This window comes from Salinispora fenicalii (genome assembly GCF_000514815.1).
In the GTDB taxonomy this organism is placed as follows: domain Bacteria; phylum Actinomycetota; class Actinomycetes; order Mycobacteriales; family Micromonosporaceae; genus Micromonospora; species Micromonospora fenicalii.
The window spans coordinates 49,880-71,308 of sequence record NZ_KI911474.1; the positions used below are offsets into that span (position 1 = coordinate 49,880).

The 21,429-nt window shown below is 69.3% G+C and carries 19 protein-coding genes; 7 read left to right on the forward strand and 12 right to left on the reverse strand.

All coding sequences use genetic code 11. The features are described 5' to 3' along the window. Together B116_RS27980 and B116_RS0123350 are read left to right on the forward strand one after the other, a co-directional pair. Positions 1-966: hypothetical protein (locus B116_RS27980; protein ID WP_033667824.1), on the forward strand; the 966-nt coding region annotated here is incomplete at its 5' end. Positions 967-1,213: 247 nt separating this feature from the next. Next, positions 1,214-2,569, forward strand: coding sequence for an autotransporter outer membrane beta-barrel domain-containing protein (locus B116_RS0123350; RefSeq protein ID WP_027661488.1), 1,356 nt, complete (start codon positions 1,214-1,216; stop codon positions 2,567-2,569). 17 nt (positions 2,570-2,586) lie between these two features. Here the strand turns inward: B116_RS0123350 and B116_RS0123355 are convergent, their stop codons facing one another. The 8 genes from B116_RS0123355 to B116_RS0123390 form a co-directional block, all read right to left on the reverse strand. Continuing rightward, a complete protein-coding gene (locus B116_RS0123355) occupies positions 2,587-3,474 on the reverse strand; it encodes an alpha/beta fold hydrolase (RefSeq protein WP_027661489.1) in 888 nt (295 codons plus the stop codon). After that, complete coding sequence (locus B116_RS0123360) at positions 3,471-3,782, reverse strand: DUF2516 family protein (RefSeq protein WP_027661490.1); 312 nt, start codon at positions 3,780-3,782, stop codon at positions 3,471-3,473. The genes B116_RS0123355 and B116_RS0123360 overlap by 4 nt, the downstream gene beginning before the upstream one ends. A gap of 91 nt (positions 3,783-3,873) precedes the next feature. Beyond that, a complete protein-coding gene (locus tag B116_RS0123365) occupies positions 3,874-4,452 on the reverse strand; it encodes a hypothetical protein (protein WP_027661491.1) in 579 nt (192 codons plus the stop codon). A gap of 105 nt (positions 4,453-4,557) precedes the next feature. Further along, positions 4,558-5,139, reverse strand: a complete 582-nt coding sequence (locus B116_RS0123370; RefSeq protein ID WP_018723757.1) for a helix-turn-helix domain-containing protein — start codon at positions 5,137-5,139, stop codon at positions 4,558-4,560. 178 nt (positions 5,140-5,317) lie between these two features. Next, the gene (locus tag B116_RS0123375) at positions 5,318-6,277 is read right to left on the reverse strand and encodes an asparaginase (protein ID WP_027661492.1); all 960 of its coding nucleotides are present in this window, start codon (positions 6,275-6,277) and stop codon (positions 5,318-5,320) included. Between the two features lie 93 nt (positions 6,278-6,370). Further along, positions 6,371-7,213: a BKACE family enzyme gene (locus B116_RS0123380; protein ID WP_027661493.1), complete on the reverse strand. Its 843-nt coding sequence runs from the start codon at positions 7,211-7,213 to the stop codon at positions 6,371-6,373. A gap of 111 nt (positions 7,214-7,324) precedes the next feature. Further along, the gene (gene ygfZ / locus B116_RS0123385; protein WP_018723760.1) at positions 7,325-8,434 is read right to left on the reverse strand and encodes a CAF17-like 4Fe-4S cluster assembly/insertion protein YgfZ; all 1,110 of its coding nucleotides are present in this window, start codon (positions 8,432-8,434) and stop codon (positions 7,325-7,327) included. Then, entirely contained in the window at positions 8,431-8,859 is a 429-nt protein-coding gene (locus B116_RS0123390; RefSeq protein WP_018723761.1) for a Fur family transcriptional regulator, read from the reverse strand. Before B116_RS0123390 ends, ygfZ begins: the two co-directional genes overlap by 4 nt. Before the next feature lie 145 nt (positions 8,860-9,004). On the opposite strand from B116_RS0123390, the gene B116_RS0123395 reads away from it, so the two are divergent. Then, on the forward strand, positions 9,005-9,895 hold the full coding sequence (locus tag B116_RS0123395) for an aminotransferase class IV (protein WP_027661494.1): 891 nt from the start codon (positions 9,005-9,007) through the stop codon (positions 9,893-9,895). Positions 9,896-9,897: 2 nt separating this feature from the next. Here the strand turns inward: B116_RS0123395 and B116_RS0123400 are convergent, their stop codons facing one another. Then, the gene (locus B116_RS0123400; protein ID WP_018723763.1) at positions 9,898-10,491 is read right to left on the reverse strand and encodes a nitrobindin family protein; all 594 of its coding nucleotides are present in this window, start codon (positions 10,489-10,491) and stop codon (positions 9,898-9,900) included. After that, positions 10,491-10,592: a small membrane protein MtfM gene (gene mtfM / locus B116_RS28870; protein WP_018221575.1), complete on the reverse strand. Its 102-nt coding sequence runs from the start codon at positions 10,590-10,592 to the stop codon at positions 10,491-10,493. The genes B116_RS0123400 and mtfM overlap by 1 nt, the downstream gene beginning before the upstream one ends. A gap of 13 nt (positions 10,593-10,605) precedes the next feature. Here mtfM and B116_RS0123410 point away from each other — a divergent pair, with 13 nt between their 5' ends. Next, entirely contained in the window at positions 10,606-10,980 is a 375-nt protein-coding gene (locus tag B116_RS0123410) for a DsrE family protein (protein ID WP_018723764.1), read from the forward strand. Between the two features lie 3 nt (positions 10,981-10,983). On the opposite strand, the gene B116_RS0123415 is transcribed toward B116_RS0123410, so the two are convergent. Both B116_RS0123415 and B116_RS0123420 read right to left on the reverse strand, forming a co-directional pair. After that, positions 10,984-11,835 (reverse strand): hypothetical protein, encoded by an 852-nt coding sequence (locus B116_RS0123415; RefSeq protein ID WP_027661495.1) that lies wholly within the window; start codon positions 11,833-11,835, stop codon positions 10,984-10,986. Positions 11,836-11,889: 54 nt separating this feature from the next. Next, the gene (locus B116_RS0123420; RefSeq protein WP_018723766.1) at positions 11,890-12,345 is read right to left on the reverse strand and encodes a winged helix-turn-helix domain-containing protein; all 456 of its coding nucleotides are present in this window, start codon (positions 12,343-12,345) and stop codon (positions 11,890-11,892) included. Positions 12,346-12,599: 254 nt separating this feature from the next. On the opposite strand from B116_RS0123420, the gene B116_RS0123425 reads away from it, so the two are divergent. The 3 genes from B116_RS0123425 (at position 12,600) to B116_RS0123435 (ending at position 21,428) form a co-directional block, all read left to right on the forward strand. Then, entirely contained in the window at positions 12,600-16,964 is a 4,365-nt protein-coding gene (locus tag B116_RS0123425; RefSeq protein WP_027661496.1) for a S8 family serine peptidase, read from the forward strand. A gap of 728 nt (positions 16,965-17,692) precedes the next feature. Next, positions 17,693-20,944 (forward strand): ALF repeat-containing protein, encoded by a 3,252-nt coding sequence (locus B116_RS0123430; protein ID WP_223874665.1) that lies wholly within the window; start codon positions 17,693-17,695, stop codon positions 20,942-20,944. A 34-nt stretch (positions 20,945-20,978) separates the two neighbouring features. Next, positions 20,979-21,428 (forward strand): hypothetical protein, encoded by a 450-nt coding sequence (locus B116_RS0123435; RefSeq protein WP_223874662.1) that lies wholly within the window; start codon positions 20,979-20,981, stop codon positions 21,426-21,428. The last annotated feature ends 1 nt before the right edge of the window (position 21,429 follow it).

The window sequence follows — 21,429 nt, forward strand, 5'->3', positions numbered from 1 at the left end:
CTCCCCGCCATCACCACCCCCATCACCCTCAACGGCGGCAAACACACCACCATCGAACGCGCCGCCGCCGTCGACGAATTCAGAATCCTCACCGTCAACACCGGCGGCGACCTCACCCTCAACAAACTCACCATCACCGGCGGACAGACCGACGGCGACGGCGGCGCAATCCTCGTCAACGCCGGCGGCGAACTCACCACCCACCACAGCACCATCACCCGCAACATCGCCGAAAGCGACGGCGGTGGCATCGCCGGCGACGGCACCATCTACCTGAAGAAGTCCACCATCAGCCACAACACCGCCGGCAACATCGGCGGTGGCATCAACAGCTCCGGCCTCCTCGACATCAACAAGTCCCACGTGAAGGCCAACACCGCCGCTGCCGGCGGGGGTGGAGTTGTCAACTTTGGCACTGTCCAGATCGCACACAGCACCATTACCGAAAACCAGGTTCAGAGCGGGAATGTCGGCGGCCTTTCAGTCAACGGTATCGGCACCGTCACGGACACTCACATCTCACACAACTCAGGGCTGGAGCTTGGCGGCGTAGGCACGGATATCGGCACCCAGCTCACACTCCGGGCTGTCACCATTGTCGGAAACACCGCCAGAACCGGCCGGGGTGGCGGCCTGGGTATCGGACCAAGCTCCCCGGTGGTCGTCGAAGGAAGCGTCATCGCGAACAACACCGCTGCTACCGTCGGCGGCGGTATCTTCAACTTCGGGGATCTCGTGGTACGAGACACCAAAATCACTGGCAACCAGGCCGATATGGGTGCCGGAATATACAACGACGAGACGACCGCACTTTTCAACACGAAGGTGGTCAAGAACATCGCCATCACCGACGGCGGAGGGATCACCAACGTCGCCGGCACGGTCGAGCTCAACACCGCAACCGGCACCGTCGTAATCAAAAACCGACCCAACAACTGCGTCAACGTCCCTGGCTGCGCCGGTTAACAACTTCCAACAGACTGCACGAAGGGTTCCGCCCCGCCTCCGCACACCAGACGAAGGAGGGGCGGAACCTTAGTCGCCCCAGCACACCCATCACGTTTGGGTATTGGTTACTTTAAACCGCCAAACGGGATAGCCGAGCAATTAACGTGAGGGTGGCCGCTACCGCCGCCCGGTAGCCGAGGAACGCCACCCGACCCAACCCGGGATTGCGCTCCTCACCGCTACTGGGAAGGACCTCAACACCGCAATGAACCACCTGCACCGCAGCCACGACCCCAGCCACGCCGACCGAAGCCGGGCCAGACCAGGATGGCGGTGGTGGGTAGCCGGATTGGCTGGCTTGACCCTCACCACCACCACCATCGGCACCGCACCCGCCGCCAGCGCGGTCGAGCACTCCTTCCCCCGCACCGCCGACGACCGGGATACAAAGCGCGACCAACCCTCCGCCGACAACCACCGGGGCGACAGCAAGGACAACGGGAAGAGGGCCGAGAAGCCAAGGGGCGCTCCCGTCCCCTGTGACACCGATGCGCTCATCGCCGCGATCACCCTCGCCAACGCCCGCGGCGGCGCCACCCTCAACCTCGCCACAGACTGCACCTACCTACTCACCGCCGACATCGACGGCGCCGGACTCCCCGCCATCACCACCCCCATCACCCTCAACGGCGGCAAACAAACCACCATCGAACGCGCCGCCACCGCAGACGAATTCAGAATCCTCACCGTCAACACCGGCGGCGACCTCACCCTCAACAAACTCAAACTCACCGGCGGAAACACCACCGATGCTGGCGGCGCAATCCTCGTCAACGCCGGCGGCACCCTCACCACCAACCACAGCACCATCACCCGCAACATCACCGACAGCAACGGTGGCGCAATCAGCTCCGACGGCAGAACCTACGTGAATCACTCCACCATCAGCCACAACACCGCTGGCAATGTTGGTGGAGGCATCACCAACTTCGGCCTCCTCGACGTTAAAAAGTCTCAGGTGAACGCCAACACCGCAGCCGCAGCGGGCGGCGGAGTCATGAGCTTTGGAACAGCACAGATCGCGCACAGTACTATCGCCGCCAACAGCGCACCAACCGGAACGATCGGCGGCGTATTCATAAGCGGCACCGGCACCGTAACAGAAAGTCACATTACGAAAAACACAGCCACCGAGGCCGCCGGCGTGGTGATGGACTTCAACACGCAACTCACGCTCAAATCCGTCACCCTGGTCGGAAACACCGCCACCTCGGGCCGCGCTGGAGGCTTGGCGACCAGCGACGACTCCTCCGTTGTCATCGAAGGCAGCGTCATCGCGAACAACACCGCCGCCACCGAGGGCGGCGGCATCTACAACCTTGCAGAGCTAGTGTCCCGAAACACCAAGATCACCGGAAATCAGGCCGATCAAGGCGCTGGCATTTTCAACCTTGACACAGCCACCCTCGTCGGCACGAAGGTGGTCAAGAACATCGCCATCACCGACGGCGGAGGGATCTTCAACAGCGGCGGCACGGTCGAGCTCAACACCGCAACCGGCACAGTCGTAATCAAAAACCGACCCAACAACTGCGTTGACGTCCCCGGCTGCGCCGGATAGCAACCCGCCCACCCGGGCTACTCGTTGAGGAAGGTAGAGATGCGCTCCCGCAGGTCGGCACGCTTGGCCCAGAGGACACCAGGCCGGTCGTACACGTGCAGGGTGGCCTGGGGCAACGCGGCGGCGAGCCGCTCGGCGACCTCGACTGGATGCAGCTCGTCGCCCACACAACCGATCACCAGGGCCGGCGCCGTGACCGCGGCGAGCTTCGCGGCGTCGCGGACCGGGACCGATCCGGGCAGGCCGACCAGCCCCGAGGCGAGACCGTCCCGCATGAGCTGATCGAGGCGCTGCCGTAGGTACGCCCAGCCGGCCGGCGTGTTCCGGACGGCCGGTGGAAGCTCCAGCTGGACCACCTCCGCGAGCTGCCCGACATCACCACTGCCGAGCGCGTCGAGCAGCGCTGTCAGCCGGCGGCGGGCGGCATCACCCCGCAGCCGGTCCAGCACCGCCGGCAGATAGAAGACCAGTCGGTCGAACCGCGTCGGGCTGTCAGCGAGCAGCCGGCAGAGCGCACCCGCGCCCAGGCTCGCGCCAAACGCCCGGGTAGCGAGGCCCTGGTCAGCGACCGACCGCAGGTCGCGCGCGAGATCGCGGTACGTCCATGTACCGGGCGGGGCGGCGGAGCGACCATGCCCACGGAACTGGAAGAAGATTCTGCGACCGGTAACGCCGCTGCCGAAGGGACGGGTGGTGGCGATGCCGCTGCCCAGACCATGCGCAAAGACGGTGACCGGATCGCCGGCGCCGGTGACCAACTGCTCCAGGTGGACGCCGTGCGGGGTGGCGACCAGCTCCGTCTCCGGTTCCGGCAGTGCTGGCCGGCCGGTGCGGGGAGCACTCGGCCCGGGACCCCAGGTACGGGGGCCGCCATCCGGTGGGGGCGGCCACCGGAAGCCTCTCACCAGGAGGTCCCCCGGCCACCCCGGAGGTCCCGCAGACCCGTCCGAACGTCGAGCAGATAGATCAACCCAGCGGCGACGCCGACCAGTCCCAGGATGCTGATCCGGGCAAACAGGGTGAACACCAGACAGACGGCGAGGATCGCCGCCCAAGCACCCTTCGGAATGGTGCCGACCGCGGCGAACGCGTCGGACCGCTGGGTGATGACGTGGACGAGGGCGACTCCCTGCACGATGAGTGCGAAGACGAGCAGAATCAGCTCTATCACGTCGCGGACGGCAAAGGCGAAGATCGGCGCGGCGATGGCCATGCCGGCAAGCTTATGCCGAAGACCCCGGAGACGTCCGCCAGGCCGCTTCCGGGGTCTTCGGCACCACAGGGCATTCGCCCGTCGTCGCGGGTCAGTCGCGGGCCGGCGGGGTCCGCTTCGTCGCGCGCGGCGACTTCGTTGACGAGGCGGCCGGCTTGCCGGCGGCCTTGGTGGCACGCTTCTTGACGGCGGCCGGCTTGGTCTCGGCGGCCTCGGCGACCTGGGCCGGGGTGGGTGCCGGGGCCTGCTCGGTCGTCTCGATGTCGGTGTTCACCGTGTCGGCGGCCTCGAGCACTCCAGCGCCGACGACCCGTTCCCCGTGGCCGACGAGCACGCCGTAGGTGGTGACCGCCCGCTCCTGCGCGGCCTGAGCACCGGCGACCACGACGGCTGCGTTACGGGTGGCGGTCTCCCGAAGCCGACTGAGGTCCAGATCGCTGGCGGCCCGCCGGCGCAGGTTCTCGGCGGTAGCGGTCGCCGTGCGCAAGGTCTCGGTGGCCTTCTGGCGCAGCTCGGCCCCGTCTACCGTGCTGAGGTCGGCAGCGACCCGGTTACGCAGCTCGGTCACGGCCGCGGGGAGCTTCCGCAGCTGCTGGTACGCCAGATCGCCGGCACCGGCGGCGGCGTAGATGGGGGCGGGGATACGACTGGTTTTGGGCTGACTAGTCATTGTTTCTCCTCTTCGACCGCATCGGCGGCTTCGGGGTCGCCCTATGGGCGGACTGGATGCACTGGCGTCGAGACGGGATGGAGTCGGGGTCGATGACGGTGCGACTCACGCACCGCCGGTCGGCGTACCCCCGGTCGTCGTTGGGCCGGTGACCGCGATGTTGGCCAGGTCGGCGGAGGCCCCAGACGGCTGGGCTGGGCCCGGCTCCGGTTCGGTGGTGGGAAGGCCAACCGATTCGGTGGTGACCGTGCCGGTGGCGGGTGGGGCGGCAACCGATTCGGTGGTGACCGTGCCGGACGCGGGCTCGGCCGATGCCGCGTCGGCGGCGGCGGTCGCCTCCGCTAGCCGCGCGTTCTCTCGACGGAACGTCTCGTAGATCTGGGTGAGCGACTGCTTCTGCGCCATGGTCAGGTCGGGGTCCGCGGCTATCGCGGCGAGAACGCCCTGTCCCTCTCGGTCATCCAGCAACCCGGCCCGCAGGTACATCGCCGGAGTGGAGACCCGCAGCGCGCTGGCAAGCTGCTGAAGCACCTCCGCGCTGGGCTTGCGCAACCCGCGCTCGATCTGACTCAGGTACGGGTTGCTGACTCCCGCCTGCTCGGACAGCTGCCGGAGGGAGATCTTCGCACTCCGGCGCAGGTCCCGAATGAACCCGCCGATGTTGGGAAGGTCTTTACCACTGGCCATAACTCAACGCTAGCTCGCGGTGCTAACTCCTGCAAGCAAAATGCTTGCCAGAGTTAGCACCCGGACGCGTGGCCGCGGCACCCGGACGTGGCCGCAGCGACCGGACGCGTGGCCGGAACCACGGCACCGGCCCCCAAAGGCAGCCAGCACCGCAACACCTAACCGCCGCTCCGGTGGATCACCAGAGCGACCGAACGGCGCCTACCGGCCGCCCCCCGCCGAGGAGCGGGATCTCGGCGAACTCCGCCAACGCCGGTGCGGTCACCCCGAGCCGACGCAGCGCGGAGACCAGCACCGGCATCCGGGCCCGGCCGGCACCATCGTCGATCTTCAGCGCGACCGCACCGACACCAGGGACCGCCGCGGCGATGACCCCCTCCACACCAATCTTCGCGAGCAGCCCCGGCACAGCCCGCATCACGCGGCTATCGTCGGCCCGCGTACCGCCGACGATCTCCGGATGGGCCCGCATCGAGTCCGCCACCGCCCGCTCCGGCGAGCCCGGCTCCGCCTGCACCAGCCGCAGGTACGCCATCGCGAGACCGGACAACGACACAGCCAGCACCGGTGCGCCACAGCCGTCGATACCGACCGCCGCCGCCGGCTCATCGGTGAACTCCTCAACCGCTGCTCGCAACCGCTCCTGCAGCGGGTGCTCGCTGTGCCAGTACCCCTCCTCGGGCCAGCCCGCCGCCTGGCAGGTCAGCAGCATTCCGGTGTGCTTGCCGGAGCAGTTCATCTGAACCCGGGTCGGGCCACCGCCGGCGCGCAGCACCGCCGCCCGCGCCTCTTCGTCGGCCGGCAGGTCGGGCGGGCAGTGCAACGCGGACTCGTCGAGCCCGGCCCGCGCCAACAACCCACCGACCCGGGCCCGGTGGAAGTCCTCCCCCTCGTGGCTGGCCGAGACCAGGGCGAGGTCAGCCGAGTCGGCCAGCCGCAGGCCCGCCCGGATCATTCCGACCGTCTGCATCGGCTTGTTCGACGATCGGGGGAAGATCGGCGACGTCACATCCCCCGCCCGCGCCACCGCCGCGCCAGTCGCGTCGAGCGCCACCACCGACCCACGATGCACGCCTTCAACGAAACCCGACCGGATCACCTCAGCGAGCGGCACACCGCCCTCGTACGTCTTTCCCACGGCGTGGACGTTACCGCCCTTCGGGAACGTCCAGCCGACGGGTGAACAGGGAATTGGGAGCGCAACGTCAGGGGGCGACCCCCAACACACCACTTACCCGCGAAGGGCGGGTACGCCGAGCAGTTCCCGGGCCTCGACGGTGGTGAGCGGAGGACGCTGAGCGAGCTGGGCGAAGCCGACCGCGCGGGCCACGAGCTGCATGTTCGACTCGACCGGCTGCCCCTTGGCATAGGTCACCGTGTCCTCCATGCCCACCCGGAGGTGTCCGCCTGCCGAGAGCGAGGCCAGCAGGACCGGGAGCGTGCTCCGACCGACGCCGGTCGCCGAGAACGTGGTGCCGGCCGGTAGGTCCCGCAGCATCTGCTCGGCGGCGACCAGGGCCGCTGGAGTGCCGGGCATTCCGCCGGGTACACCCATGACGAAGTCGACGTGCACATGCCCGCCGGCCGGCAGGCCGTACTTGCCGAGCAGGCGTTGCAGGGCGGTCAGGTGTCCCAGGTCGAAAATCTCGTACTCCGGGACGATGCCCCGCTCCTGCATCCGGGTGTGCAGCTCGACGATGAACTCCCACCGGTTGAGGAACACGTCGGCCCCGAAATTGACCGTGCCCATCGTGCAGGAGGCCATGTCGGGGGCGGCATCAAGCACGGCGAGCCGGTCGGCCTCCGGATCGCTCACGGCGCCACCCGAGGAGAGCTGCACGACCAGGTCGGTCCGCTCGCGAAGTGCCGCGACGGTCTCGCGCAGCCGGCCCTGGTCGAGGGTCGGCCGTGCCGCCCCGTCCCGGATGTGGACGTGGACCACGGAGGCGCCCAGGGCCTCACACTCCTTCGCGGTCAGCAGCAGCTCATCGAGGGTGACCGGCAACGCCGGCACCTCAGCCTTGGCCGACTCCGCCCCGGTCGGGGCAACCGTGATCAGCGTCCCTGTCGTCATGACCGGATCCTAGTCGCCCGGCCGGCGACCGTTCGACCGGAAGTCTTCCGGCATACCGGCTGATTTACCTGAACCCTTCCGCCATCAACGGAGCCCGGCAGAGGTCCTTCCCTAGCTATCGATCATCGCAGCGGTCTCCCCGACGAGCAGCCGGGCATCGTCCGGCACGTTGCGCTTGACCACCGCCAGGGCGACCTGGCCCAGCTCGTGGTGGTGCACGGCGGTACCGACGAAGCCGACCGTCCGCCCATCCCGAGTCACCGGCGTACCGGCCGACGGTGGCTGGTCCGTGGTCACCCCATCCAGGTGCAGGAGGACGAGCCGACGCGGCGGTCGGCCCATGTTGTGCACCCGGGCCACCGTCTCCTGCCCCCGGTAGCAGCCCTTCTCCAGGTGTACGGCCGGCTCGACCAGGCCCACCTCCGCCGGAATGCTCCGGTGATCGGTATCCAGCCCGACCCGAGGCCGGCGGGCCGCCACCCGTACCGCCTCATACGCCCAGAGCCCAGCGACCGGCACGTCCGCGCCGCGCAGCTCGGCGACCACCCGGCCCATGGCCTCCCGAGCCACCAACAGGTCGACGCCGAGCGGACCACGGCGGGCCCAACCCCCGATCGGTAGCGCACGGACGTCGTAGCGCACCGTCGACCGGGGCGGCACCGAACCGGCCCGGAACTTCGGGCCGGGCACCTCGAGCAGGTCCGGCTCCGCTAGACCGGAGACGCCGAGCGTCGCCACCGCGTCCACCGCCGCCGGCCCGACCAGCGAGAGCAGGGCGTGGTCCGGCGTCACGTCACGCGGCTCCACCTTGCTGAAGAAGCGCATCCGCTCCAGATACCCGAGCAGCCCACCGGTGTCGCCCGGCTCGGTGTCCAGCCAGGTCGTACCGCCCTCCTCGGCCACCATCGCGTGCTGCTCGACGTGCCCGTGCGGGGAGAGCACCAGCAACTCGGTGCCCTGCCCATCGGGCAGGTCCGCCAGGTGCTGGGTGGTGAGCGTGTGCAGCCAGCCGAGGCGATCCTCGCCCGGCACCGCGATCACCCCCCGGTGCGAACGGTCAACCAGGCCGACCCCAGTCTCCAGGGTGCGCTGTTCGCGCAGCGGATCCCCGTAGTGCGCCGCCACCGAGCGGACCCCCGCCGCGGCGTGCGCCGGCTCCGGCTGATCCCGGCTCTCCTCGTCGATGCTCTCGACGGAGACCGCCCCAGCAATGTCGATCATTCCTGCACCCCGTTCTCACAACGATCACAACGGCCGAATAGGGAGACGTGGCCGACGTCCACCCGAAACCCCCGCTGCTCGGCAAGCTGGTCGGCCAACGGGCGCAACAGGGCGGGATCGATCTCGTCGATCGCGCCGCACTCCCGGCAGACCAGGTGTACGTGCTGGTCCGCGCCGGCCGCGTGGAAGGTCGGCGAGCCGTGCGAGAGATGGGTGTGCGTCACCAGGCCGAGCCGCTCCAGCAGCTCCAGCGTGCGGTAGATGGTAGTGATATTGACCCCTGCAGCCACCGCCCGGACAGCCGTGTGGACCTGCTCCGGGGTGGCGTGCCCCAGATCCAACACCGCCTGGAGGACGAGCTGCCGCTGCGCCGTTAAGCGCAGCCCACGGGCCCGGAGCAGTTCCGCGAGGGAGGATTCGGACACCGTCCAAGCATAGTTCGCTCGGGCCGAACATCATTCGCCCGTACTGCGGGCCCGTTCTGCGGGCCCGTTCTGCCGGAGCCCGTGTCGGTGGTGCCGGGCCAGGCCTCACTCGGCGCAGCCCGCCCGGGCCCTATGCTCGGCGGCCATGACGACGGCGAGGATCGCGGTGCTCGGGCGTGGCCGGGTGCCGGTCACTGAGCCGGTGCTGCGCGGCGACGACCTGGGCGTCCTACACGGCGACGGCCTCTTCGAGACGATGCACCTGCGGGCGGGCCGGCCCTGGCTGCGGGAGGCGCACCTGAAACGGATGACCAGGGCGGCACCGGCGATGGGCCTAACCCTGCCGCCGACCGACGCCCTGGTCGCGCTGCTCGACGAGATCTGCGTCGACTGGCCCACCGAGGTCGAGGGAGCGCTGCGGCTGGTCTGCACCCGAGGCGTGGCCGGCGGTGCAGCGACCGCGTACGCCACGCTGACCCCGGTACCGCCGTCGGCTCAGACGGCCCGCCGGGACGGGATCACCGTGGCGACGTTGCCACTGGGCGTGCCGGCCCGCGGCCGCGCCGGCCTGGACTGGTTGCCCACCGGCAGCAAGACCACGTCGTACGCGGTGCACAACGCCGCCCGCCGGTGGGCGTCCCGCAACGGCGTCAACGACGCGCTCTGGACCTCCACCGACGGGTACGTCCTGGAGGGGCCGACCGCCAACGTCCTCTGGCTCACCGGCGGGGCGCTGCGTACGGTGCCCGCCGCGGCCGGCATCCTGCCCGGCACCACCGCCGCCTGGCTGCTGGCCAATGTCGAACAGGTCGGGCTGGGCGCGCATGAGCAGCTGGCGACCCCGGCCGAGCTGCACGCCGCGGACGCGGTCTGGTTCAGCTCGTCGGTCCGGGGCCTGGTCGAGGTCCGCGTCCTGGACGGCGTCGGTCGACCCCGGTCGGCCTACACCCGGCGGCTGCAGGCCCTACTCGGCTTCCCCGTCCCGCCCGACGACGACCAGCCGGCCTCAGCCGCCCACCCGGACCAGCCAAACTGACCTCAGCCGCCCACCCGGACCAGCCGGGCGGACAGGTGCGGGGAGAGGCCGTGGCCGACCGCGGCCATCTCCTGCGCATAGAGCAGGGCGCCCTCCACGATGCCGAAGAGGCGGTGACCGGCGGTCACTTCCTTCGCAGTGGGGGTGCGGACCACCGCGTCGGTGGCGAACTCAAGCTGGGTGCCGTTGCGCTTGCCGAGGTGCAGCTCCATCACACCCGTGGGCGTACTCATCAGCGCTTCCCACTCGTTGGTCGCCCGGTCGTCACCGTCGAGTACCGGCCGCCACCAGCCCATCTCGCGCCCGGCGGGACGGATCGGACGGCTCTGCTCGTCCAGCAGCCACGCGCGCGACTCGTAGCAGAGGAAGGGCCGGCCGTCGTGGCTGATCCGGATCTCCTGCGCGTAGTCGAAGTCCTCGATGGTGGGGTAGCCGCCCCGGCCCCGACCCCGCCACACCCCGATGTACGGCAGCAGGCCGTCCAGAGTGGGGTGTAGTTTCGGGCCGGTACGTAGGTCGTGGCTCTCCTCGTAGGGGTACGGGTCCACCGGAGGCGCGTTCAGCCACGGCGGCTGAAGCGGATTCTCGTCACTCACTACTGCCCTCTCGATATGCGTACGGCAAGGTAGACCAAGCCGCCGGCGAGCCCGCCCAGCGCGGCGACCAGCAAACTTACGAACCCTATCTCGGTGACCATCGGCGACTATCCTATGCTGGCACTCGTGGGCCGAACCCTCGTCGTCAAGGTCACCGCCGGAGTAGATGCCCCGGAGCGGTGCGCACAGGCGTTCACCATCGCCGCCACCGCAGCCGCCGCCGGAGTTGACGTCTCGCTCTGGCTGACCGGTGAGGCGACCTGGTTCGCGCTACCCGGTCGGGCGCAGCAGTTCGAGCTGCCACACGCGGCGCCGCTGGGCGAGCTGCTGCACGTGCTCCTGACGACGGGCCGGGTGACCGCCTGCACGCAGTGCGCGGCCCGTCGGGACATCGGGCCTGGTGACGTGCTGTCAGGTGTCCGGATCGCCGGTTCGGCGGTCTTCCTTGAGGAAGTCATGGCCGAGGAGGCCCGGGCACTCGTCTACTAGGTGTCACTCCGCGCAGCCGCTGGAGAGCATCACGTGCAGCTGGTCGCCGGTGGCATCGGCGACGATCAGGTCGCTACCGCTCCGGTGGGCGTACACCTCGGGGGTGTCGACCACAACGGTGCCGGCGGCGGCCAACGGAGCCAGGGCGCTCAACGATGCCGGCTCGGGGCCAGCCGCCACCCGCTCGGTCCAGGCCTTCGCGCCGCCGGGGCACGAGGTCCAAATCCGATCCACATGCTCTGGCACCGGACGGCCAAGCGCCTGCAACGCGGCACGGAGCGCTGGTTCGGGCGGGTTCCCGGGCAGCAGATCGCCGGATGCGGAGTCGGTCGGTCGACAGCCAGTCAGTACCGCAAACCGAATCCGGCCCGGGCTCGTTGACTCCCCCTCGACCAGGACGAACTCACCGGCGTCGGCGCGCAACAGCGGACCCTCGGCGGCGTCCCGAACGCCGGCCCGCCACCGCCGGGGCAGCGCGTCGGCGACGCGGCTGAGCAGGTCGCGCTCACCTCCCTCGACGACCAGAACGTCGATCCCGCGGGTAACTTCGGCGCCCGTGCTGACCGGCGTGACCCGGCAGCCCCGCTCCGTGTGGGACGGGGTCATCGCCCACGCCGCGCCGTCGAGCGCCGCGACCAGTTGGCCGACCGCCGCGTCGACCACCGGCGCCGCCTGCTCGATCGTGCGCTGCTCCCGCACTGTCGGCTCGTCGGTGCGGGCCGACCACCAGGCCAGCCCCGCCAGCAGCACCGCCCAGGCCGCCGTGACAGCGATCAGCCAGCGCCGGGCCCGCGGCTGCGACGGCGGGTGATCAGGGCTGGAGGGTGGGGCGTACCCCGGATGGACGGCGCTCACCGCGCCATCGTGTCATGGCCCGGACCGGGCGCCAGCCGCGCCGGGGAGGCCGCCTCACCCGCCCGAGTCGTCGGAGCCCAGGACAAGCCGGTAGCCGACCCCGCGCACGGTCAGCACCCGTGGGCCACCGGAGAGCAGACGCAGCTTGCGCCGGAGCCGCTTGATCGCCGAGTGCAGGATCGCGGTGTCGCCCAGGTAGGCGCCGCCCCAGACCGCGGCGAAGAGTCGCTCATAGCTCCAGAGCCGGACCGGCGGGGTCACCAACCGGGTCAACAACCGCCGTTCGGTACGGGTCAGCGCCAGTGGACGTCCCCGCCAGGTGACCACATGCCCCGGCGGGTCAACCACCAGCTCGCCGTAGCTGACCGGGGTCTCCGGTGGACCGGCACCCCGTTCCTCGAGGACTGAGGGTTCAGGAAAGAGCATCGCCCGTAGCTCCGCAAGATCAGCACAGCTCAGCACCGGCCCCACCCCGTCGAGCCGACGCAACACGCGCTCGCGCACGGCCATGTCGGGGCTCACGCAGACCACGATCGGACCTTTCCCCTCAGACACGCTGCCTCCCCAGGCACCCGCGTTGACATGCCGGGCATCACCCCGCCGAGATGAGCCCGGCTGAATACCGAGTCAGCGTACGGCCAGAACCTCGCCCAGTCACTGATCGAATACTGACCGAGACAATATATTGATCAGCGTCGGTGTTTTCACAAGCATGGCTGGCGCGGGCTCGGAACAGCCCGGACCCGTGGACGTGGGGAGGACACGTGTTCGTACGACCATCCGCGCGGTCACGCCTGGGGCGTCTGGCCGTCGCGTTCGGGGCGCTGGCGCTGGGGTTGAGCGCCCAGCCCGCGCTCGCCGCGTCGCCGCCCGGCGCGTCGGAGCGGGCAACCGTCGCGCCCGAGCTGCTGGAGACCAGCGACAGCACCAGTTTCCTGGTCTACCTACGGGAGACCGCACCGCTCGCCAGCACCGCGACTGTGCAAGCGCCCGACGACCGGGCCCGCGCGGTCCACCAACTCTTGACCGATACCGCCGAACGCACCCAAGCCGACCTGCTGCGGCTGCTCGACGCGCGGAAAGCGGAGCACACGTCCTACTGGATCGCCAACGCCATCCAGGTCCACGGTGACCGGGCCCTGATCGACGAGATCGCGAGCCGACCCGAGGTCAAGCAGATCGAGCCGATCCGCAGCCGTCAGCTGATCGAGCCGACGCCAGCCGAGGCCGAGGCCCGCATCGACGCCGTCGAGTGGGGCATCGCCGAAATCGGCGCCCCCCAGGTGTGGGACGAGTTCGGCGACCGCGGTGAAGGCATCGTGGTGGCCAACATCGACACCGGCACGCAGCACGACCACCCCGCCCTCGTCAACTCCTACCGGGGCAACCTCGGCGGCGGCAGCTTCGACCACTCTTACAACTGGTTCGACCCGACGGGCATCTGCTCCGACTCGGAACCCTGTGACAACAACGACCACGGCACGCACACCATGGGCACGATGGTCGGTGACGACGGGGGCGACAACCAGATCGGCGTCGCACCGGGTGCCCGGTGGATAGCGGCGAAGGGCTGCGAGTTCACCACCTGCTCGGACCCGTCGCTGCTCGCCTCCGGCCAGTGGATCCTGGCCCCGACCGACGCCAACGGCGAGAACCCCCGCCCGGACCTGCGCCCCGACATCGTCAACAACTCGTGGGGCGGCGGCGGCAACGACCCCTGGTACCAGCAGACCGTCGAGGCATGGCGGGCCGCCGGGATCCTCCCGGTCTTCTCCTCCGGCAACGCCGGCCCGAGCTGCGGCAGCGCCGGCTCCCCCGGAGACTACGAGAGCTCGTACGCCGTCGGGGCGTACGCGTCGAGCGGCGCCATCGCCGGCTTCTCCGGCCGTGGCTCCGGCACCGAGCTGATCAAGCCGAACATCGCCGCGCCCGGGGTCTCCGTGCGCTCCAGCGTCGCTGGCGGCGGATACGCCTCGTTCAGCGGCACCTCCATGGCGGCCCCACACGTCGCCGGCACGGCGGCCCTGATCTGGTCGGTCGCGCCCAGCCTCCGCCGGGACCTGCCGGCGACCGAGGCGCTGCTGGACCGCACCGCCCGCGACGTCGATGACACCAGCTGCGGCGGGACCGCGGCCGACAACAACGTCTTCGGCGAAGGTCGGCTCGACGCGTACGCGTCGGTCAACGAGGCCCCCCGCGGCCCGGTCGGGCGGGTCACCGGCACGGTGACCTCAGCCGCTGACGGCGAGCCGATCGCCGGGGTGACCATCGACGACGGCACCCGCGACACCACCACCGGCACCGACGGCCGGTACTCGCTGACCGTGCCGGCTGGCGAGACCACGGTGACGGCCACGGTGTACGGCTACGAGTCGCAGTCGGACACCTTCGTGGTGGACGAGGGCGGGGCGGTAACCCGAGACTTCGCGCTCGTCCCCCACCCGATGGTCACGGTGAGCGGTCAGGTCACCGACGGCTCCGGGCACGGCTGGCCGCTCTACGCCCAGATCGACATCGCCGGTAAGCCGGGCGACCCGGTCTTCACCGACCCGGTGAGCGGAGAATGGTCGGCCACCCTGCCCGGCAACAGCACCTACTCGATCACCGCCACCCCGCAGTACCCGGACTACCAGACGGTGACCCGGGAGGTACCGGTCGGCAGCGACGGCACCACCGTCGACCTGGCCGTTCCGGTCGAGGCAGCCTGCACGGCCGCCGGCTACAACGGCAGCTACGGTGACCCCCTTCTGACCGAGGACTTCGCCGACACCACCACGCCGGAGGGCTGGTCGGTGGTCAACCGTACCGAGGACGGCGGTTGGACCTTCGAGGACCTCGGCGGGCGAGGCAACCTGACCGGCGGCAGCGGCGGGTTCGCGATCATCGACAGTGATGAGCTCGGCGCCGGTAAGAGCCAGGACGCCGACCTGGTGAGCCCGACGCTGGATCTCTCCGGCACCGACGCACCGGTGCTGCGGTTCAACAGTGACTTCTGGGCGCTCGGCAACAGCGACAGCGCCGACATCGACGTCACCACCGACGGCGGCGAGACCTGGACCAACGTCTGGCACCAGACCAGCAGCCTGCGCGGGCCGCGGGTCGAGGAGGTGCCGTTGACGCCGGCGGCCGGCGCGGCGGAGGCCCAGGTACGGTTCCGCTACGCCGGCAGCTTCTCCTGGTGGTGGCAGGTTGACGATGTCGTCCTGAGTAACCGGGACTGCAACCTGGTGCCCGGTGGTTTGGTGGTCGGCACCACCACCGACCTGAACACCGGCGAACCGATCAACGGCGTCACCGTGACCAGCGTGGATCAGCCCGAAGACCAGGCGGTCTCGGCTGGCACGCCGGACGACCCAGCGGAGTCGGACGGCTTCTACTGGCTCTTCTCCAGCCTCACCGGTACCCACCCGTTCACCGCGGAGCGGACGCCGTACCCGCTGGCCACCCAGGACGTGACGGTCACCGCCGACGACGTGCAGCGGGCCGACATCGCGCTCGCCGCCGGAGAGCTCACGGTCACCCCGGCCGAGGTGGAGTCACACCAGCCGTACGGCAGCACCCGGAGCACCCGGGTGACGGTGAAGAACACCGGCACCGCCCCGGCCAACGTCGAGGTGTTGGAGCGGGCCGGCGAGTTCGAGCTGTTGAACCAGCCGGGAGCCCCGCTGCGCGAGGTCACGGTGAAGGGCATCAGCATGGCACAAACCGGGCCCCGGTACGGTGGCGCGCTGGCCGAGACCGGCCCATCGGCGGACGACGCCTGGACCCGAGTCGCAGACCTGCCGGGGGCGGTCTTCGACAACTCCGCCGTCGCCCTGGACGGCAAGGTGTACTCGATCGGCGGTGGCACCGGCAGTGGGCTGGAGAAGAAGGTCTGGGTCTACGACCCGGACGCCGACTCCTGGTCCGAACTGCCGGAGTTGGCCAGTTCGAGGGCGAAGCCGGGCGTCGCGGCGGTCGGCGGCAAGATCTACGTGACCGGTGGGTGGGCCGACAACGGCAGCCCCGACGCCGCCGTGGATGTCTTCGATCCGGACAGCGAAACCTGGAGCCGCATGGACGGGGTGACCAACCCCGCACCGGTCGCGGCCGCCGGGACCGCCGTCGCCGGGGGCAAGATCTATCTGGTCGGCGGCTGCACCGACGGCTCCTGTACCGCCTCTGACAAGACGGTGGCGTTCGACCCGCAGACCGAGACCTTCACCACCCTTGCCCCCTACCCGCACCCGGTCGCCTGGATGGGTTGCGGTGGCATCGGCGACCAGGTCTACTGCGCCGGCGGCACCACCACCAGCGGCGAATTCACCGACGGCTACCGGTACGACCCGGCGTCGGACACCTGGAGCCCGATCGAGGAGATGCCGCTGAACCTGTGGGGTTCGTCGTACACCTCGGCCGGCGGGATGCTCGTGCTGGCCGGCGGGGTCACCGACGGCTCCACCACGGTGACGAACCAGACGATCGCCTACGACCCGGCGTCCGGATCCTGGCAGGACCTGCCGAACGCCGAGTTCAGCCGGTACCGGGGGGCCGCCGCGTGCGGCACCTACCGGATCGGCGGTTCGCCCAGTTCGTTCGTCGGATCGGCGGAGACCGAACACCTCGGCGGGCTGGGATCGTGCACCGCGGAGGCGGACCTGCCGTGGCTGAGCACCTCGCCGTCCAGCTTCACGCTGGAGCCGGGCGAGTCCCGCAAGCTGCAGGTGACCCTCACGGCCACCGCTGAGGCCGGGGTCGAGCAGCCCGGCCGCTACAGCGGCGAGCTGGCGTTCGCGGCCGACGTGCCGAACTCGGTCCCGCCGGTGAAGGTGGAGATGAACGTGTCTCCGCCGAGGAGCTGGGGCAAGCTGCAGGGCACGGTCACCGGGGTAACCTGCGGCGGGGAGACGGTCGGCGTGCCGGCCACCGTCCGGGTGAACGCGGCCGGCAGCGGCGCCGGCTTCACCCTGAAGGCGGACGCCTCCGGCAAGTACACAGTCTGGCTGCCCAAGGGCCGCTACGACGTGATCGTCGCCAAGGACGGTTGGGTTCCGGAGTTCAACCGCATCCGGGTTGAGGCAGGGTTCGTCGCAACCCTCGACTTCAGCCTGGAACCGTCGTCGGACTGCACGAAAGCAAGCGGCATCTGAGTAAGTCGGTGGGTGGCGGCCCGAGGGGGTCACCGGCCACCGACACCGACACCGGGCTAGCGCAGACTGGCCAACCATCGGCGCCCCACCCCTTCCCGGGGTGGGGCGCCTGTTCTGTTCCAGCGATCCCACGCACTTCCGACTGTCGCACCCCGTGGGGTGCGGCTGCGCCGCCAAGACGCCGCCGACCTGGTACCGGTATCCGCCGCCGGGGCGGACACCGAGGGCAAAGTGGCAGCCCTCATACTCCACCCGGGGATGGTGACCTTACTGAGCTTAAGTAGAAGTCGCGGGCGGCTTCGCTCTCGCAATGGATGAGCACCGCCCGTACGCCGACGACCTCCCCGGCATCTAATGCCCACACGTCGTCCGGATCGACAACCCTGGCCAGGAACACCCCACCATCTGGCCTGCTAACACAACTTTCGCCATCCAATACTCCCTTTTATGATGGCATGACTGGAAACCTAGCAGCCTTATCGGGTAGTTCGGGTATCGAATCTACGGACATCTTCGTATCAACGATGCTGCTAATCTCACATCGCCGAGCTAATGCCGGCAGGATTCACCGGTCCATCACTTTGGAGGTTTCGGTGCGAAGAAAACGTTGGCAAGCCATTCGTCGGGGGGTCGCAACCACTGCGATATTAACCCTCTTTTCTGGACTCATAGTCAGTCCAGCAAGCGCCGCTGAGGTTACGGCCGCAGACCGTAACCGCTGCCTCGAACTGTTGCTCAACGGCGGCCCGGAGGTTGCCCGGGCAGCCGAGGCAGCGCTCATCGGCTCGGACGACGACGTGCGCACTTTTCTAGACGTAGGCTACGCCGAAGCACTCGCACACGATGACCGAACGAAAGTGGCTCAGTACCAAGCTATCGGTGGACCGAGTACCCGCCAGGCGGCCGAGCAGGCGCTGGCCGGGTCCGCCGAGGACGTCCGCGCCTTTCTCGACGAGGGCTATCGCGAACCACTCTCGACTGACCTCCGGATTCGAGTCGCGCAGTTGATCTCGGTCGGCGGCATTCAGGTGAAGACAGCCGGCCAGCAGGCGTTGAATGGCACGACAGAGGACGTGGAGAATTTTCTGTTCTTCGGCCTCCATGAAGCCCGTACGGTTGATGACCGGATACGGATTGCTCAAATCATCACCGCTGGCGGCCCTGTAGTAAAGGACGCCGGACAACAGGCGCTCAATGCTGGCGGCGATCGCGATCTGCGTGAGTTCCTCGTGCTTGGACAACATGTCGCTCGAGCCCGGGACCAAGAGATCAGCACGCTTTCACAATTGGTCAGCCGCGCCAAGGAGGCACGCGAGCTGGCGGCAGAGGAAACCGAGGCCGCCAAGAACGCCTCCGATCAGGCGTTGGAGGCATCCCGGCTGGCCAGGGAGGCCGCCGAGCGGGCTCGGGCGGAGACAGAGGCGGCCGAGGGGTCGGCCAAGCAGGCATCCCGGGCAGCGGCCCGCGCGGCTGATGCGGCCGCGCGGGCCGCCGATGCGGCGCGTACGGCGGTCAGCGCCGCCAAGGCGGCCAACGCCGCAGCGCGGCTGGCCGCAAACGCAGCGGCGCGGGCCGCCTCCGCGGCGGCGATGGCCGGCAGGGAGGCCTCCCGGACGTTCCGAGCCGCTGCAGCAGCGGCTACGGACGCAGGAAAGGCCGAGGCAGCCCGACAAGCCGCTGCCACCGCACGTAATGTTGCGGCCAACGCCCGCGAGGCGGCAGCTGCCTCCAAGGCTGCCGGAGAGGCGGCGCAGGAGGCCAGCGGCGCCGCCACCGCTGCTGCCAGCGCTGGCACCAACGCCGCCGCGGCAGCGGCGGCCGCCGCTGCCGCCAGTGGCTACTCCAACGTGGCTGACAGAGAGGCAGCTCGGGCCGCGGCAGCAGCCGCGGCCGCACAGCGAAATGCGGCGGCGGCCACCCGAGCCGCTAATGCGGCGGAGCGGTTCGCTACGGAGTCAGCCGCATCCGCCTTGGTCGCCTACCAGCAGGCGACCAAGGCTGCGCAGCATGCCGAGGCCGCAGCGGCGGCCGCCGACGACGCCGCTGAACACGCCGGGGACGCCGCGACCGCAGCAGCTAAGTCGACGGAACATGCAAACCAGGCATTGGCGGCGGCCAACGACGCCACCACCGCTGCTACAGAGGCCATCCGTGTGGAAGAGGATGCTCGCCAGGCCGATGCCGAGCGGCTCGCCGAACAGACCACCTACGGCAGGGAGGATGCTGCTGATGCCCAAGCGGAGGAAGCGGCCGCACTGGCCCAGATAGCTGAGGACAAGGCTGAGGCGGAGCGTCTCGACGCTGAAACCCAGCAGTGGCTGGCCGAGGCGACGGCGCCGGACGCCCCAACGGCCACAGTGCTGTCCAGCGGACGGCGGGCGGCCGCCCGGCTGGTGCAGACCGGCGGACCCTGGACCCGGTCCGCTGCCGCAGCCGCCCTCGCCGGCACGGAGGCGGATCTGCGGGACTTCCTAGCCGACGGCAGGCGAGTGGCTGGTGAGGAAGACGACCGGGCCCGCGTGCGACACATCGCCGCCCTCGGCGAGTCGGAGTTGCGGACAGCTGCCAACGAGGCGCTGTCCGGGACGCACGAGGATGTCGTCGAGTTCCTCCGGACCCGGTACTACCCAGGCAAGGAGGAGGACGACCGAATCCGAATCGGTCAGCTGATCACCGACGGCGGTCCGACGATGAGTGCCGCCGGCCAGGCGGCACTCAACGGCACCGACGAGGACCGGCACCACTTCCTGATGACCGGCCAGTATGAGGCGGCTGAGCAGGACGACCGAATCAAGGTGGGTCAAATCATGACCGCCGGCGGCCCGGAGGTGGAGTCAGCGGCGATGATCGCCCTCGACGGACCACGATCCTACCTCCAGGACTTCCTGGCTGACGGCCAGTACCGCGCGCAGCGCCGAGACGCGGAGACAGCCACCCACGTCGCCCGAGCACAGAGCCTGGTGGCCGACGCAGTCCAGTTCGCCGCGCTCGCCCGGGAGGATGCTGCCGAGGCCGGCCGAGTGGCGGCGATCGCCCGCAACGCCGCGGCGGACGCGGCACAGCAGGCGGCACTGGCTGAACAGGCCGCCAACGAGGCCGCCACGGCCGCCGACGATGCTCAACAGTCGGCCCAGGCGGCGGCGGCCTCAGCGACCCAGGCGGTCGAGGCTGCACTGGTGGCCCGGGATGCTGCCGTCGCCGCGCAAAATGACGCGGCGGCAGCCGCGCAATCGGCCGCACAGGCTGACGCGTCCGCGGCGAAGGCCCGCCTACACGCCAGCGCGGCTTTCGACGCCGCCGCTGATGCCCGCGCCTCCGCCATCGCGGCCGGCAAGAGCGCCGAGGCTGCCGCAGCCGAGGCCGCGGCAGCCCTAGAGTCGGCAATCGAGCTGCAACGCCAAGAGGCCGCAGAGAACCCGGGCGGTCCGGCGGACCCACCGCCGCTGGACCAGCCTCCTGCGGACGGCGAACTGCCCCTCAGGACGGGAAACGAGTTGTTAGGCAACAACCGACTCGCCCAAGCCGCGATGTGGCTGGTGGGCGGTGATTGCACCGCCGGAACCAAGCAAATGATCTGCTACAACGTCAATACGCCAAACGGTCGACCCATGACCGTAGGCGACTACCTGCTCTATCCTGGCAGTCGCCAGGATTTGGTAGACGTCCTCAAGGACGAAGCGGAAATACGGGCCAGTATGCGCTCCCGCGGGATCGATGCCAGCACGTACGGCCCAAACCTACTGGAACACGAGGCCCGCCACTCCGACCAATGGCAGCATTTCGTGCCGACTCAATTTCTTACTCTTTACTTCTCCGGCACGGCATTCTCCTATCTCGTGACTGGCACGGACGGGGACGCCAATCCCTGGGAAATTGGGGCTAATCCCTACATGGGGGGATACTGGGAATATGATGAACCACTACTACCGACTTGGCTCAAGCCAGTGGGGAACTGTCTTATACTCAAGCTCTGCTGGTGAGAAATCGGTGGCGAGGTGGCGGCGACATACGGCGGTGGGCGCCTTACTGGTATTCGCCGCCGCAGCCGGACTCGGCGGATGCACTCCAGCAAAACCGCCGGTGGCTGCGCTGCGTAGCATTGGCGGAGAAACGGTACTGATACTGGCCGATTGCCCCAACTTCACGGCGACCCGGGTGAGTACTTACCCGATCAACACCACATCAAGTAGCTCGTGGCGGATATCCCAGGAAACCGAAGAGCCAATCGGAGAAATCACTTTGTTCCAGGTTCCCTCCGGCTGGAGGCTCGACGAGCAGACACTGGGCACGTTCCAGCCAGGTCAGGAGTATTCAGTCCGCGTCTCTGATAACGCGGCCGGTCCCACGCCGGTCCACTTCACACTCGAAAAACTGGCGGCACTCGGGCCCGACGAGGTCTTGACGAGCCGAGGCGAAGCCGTCACTTTGAGTCAGTTCCACGAGAAGGCCAACAGGGCTTGCTGAT

Bases quoted from the DNA above. Each gene is read 5' to 3' on its own strand.
- B116_RS0123360 (WP_027661490.1), bottom strand. From the start codon at position 3,782: ATGGCCATCGCCGCGCCGATCTTCGCCTTTGCCGTCCGCGACGTGATA.
- B116_RS0123350 (WP_027661488.1), top strand. From the start codon at position 1,214: ATGAACCACCTGCACCGCAGCCACGACCCCAGCCACGCCGACCGAAGC.
- mtfM (WP_018221575.1), bottom strand. From the start codon at position 10,592: ATGGTCACCGAGATAGGGTTCGTAAGTTTGCTGGTCGCCGCGCTGGGC.
- B116_RS0123380 (WP_027661493.1), bottom strand. From the start codon at position 7,213: ATGACGACAGGGACGCTGATCACGGTTGCCCCGACCGGGGCGGAGTCG.
- B116_RS0123420 (WP_018723766.1), bottom strand. From the start codon at position 12,345: ATGGCCGTGCGCGAGCGCGTGTTGCGTCGGCTCGACGGGGTGGGGCCG.
- ygfZ (WP_018723760.1), bottom strand. From the start codon at position 8,434: ATGATCGACATTGCTGGGGCGGTCTCCGTCGAGAGCATCGACGAGGAG.
- B116_RS0123365 (WP_027661491.1), bottom strand. From the start codon at position 4,452: ATGACTAGTCAGCCCAAAACCAGTCGTATCCCCGCCCCCATCTACGCC.
- B116_RS0123370 (WP_018723757.1), bottom strand. From the start codon at position 5,139: ATGGCCAGTGGTAAAGACCTTCCCAACATCGGCGGGTTCATTCGGGAC.
- B116_RS0123410 (WP_018723764.1), top strand. From the start codon at position 10,606: ATGCTGGCACTCGTGGGCCGAACCCTCGTCGTCAAGGTCACCGCCGGA.
- B116_RS0123395 (WP_027661494.1), top strand. From the start codon at position 9,005: ATGACGACGGCGAGGATCGCGGTGCTCGGGCGTGGCCGGGTGCCGGTC.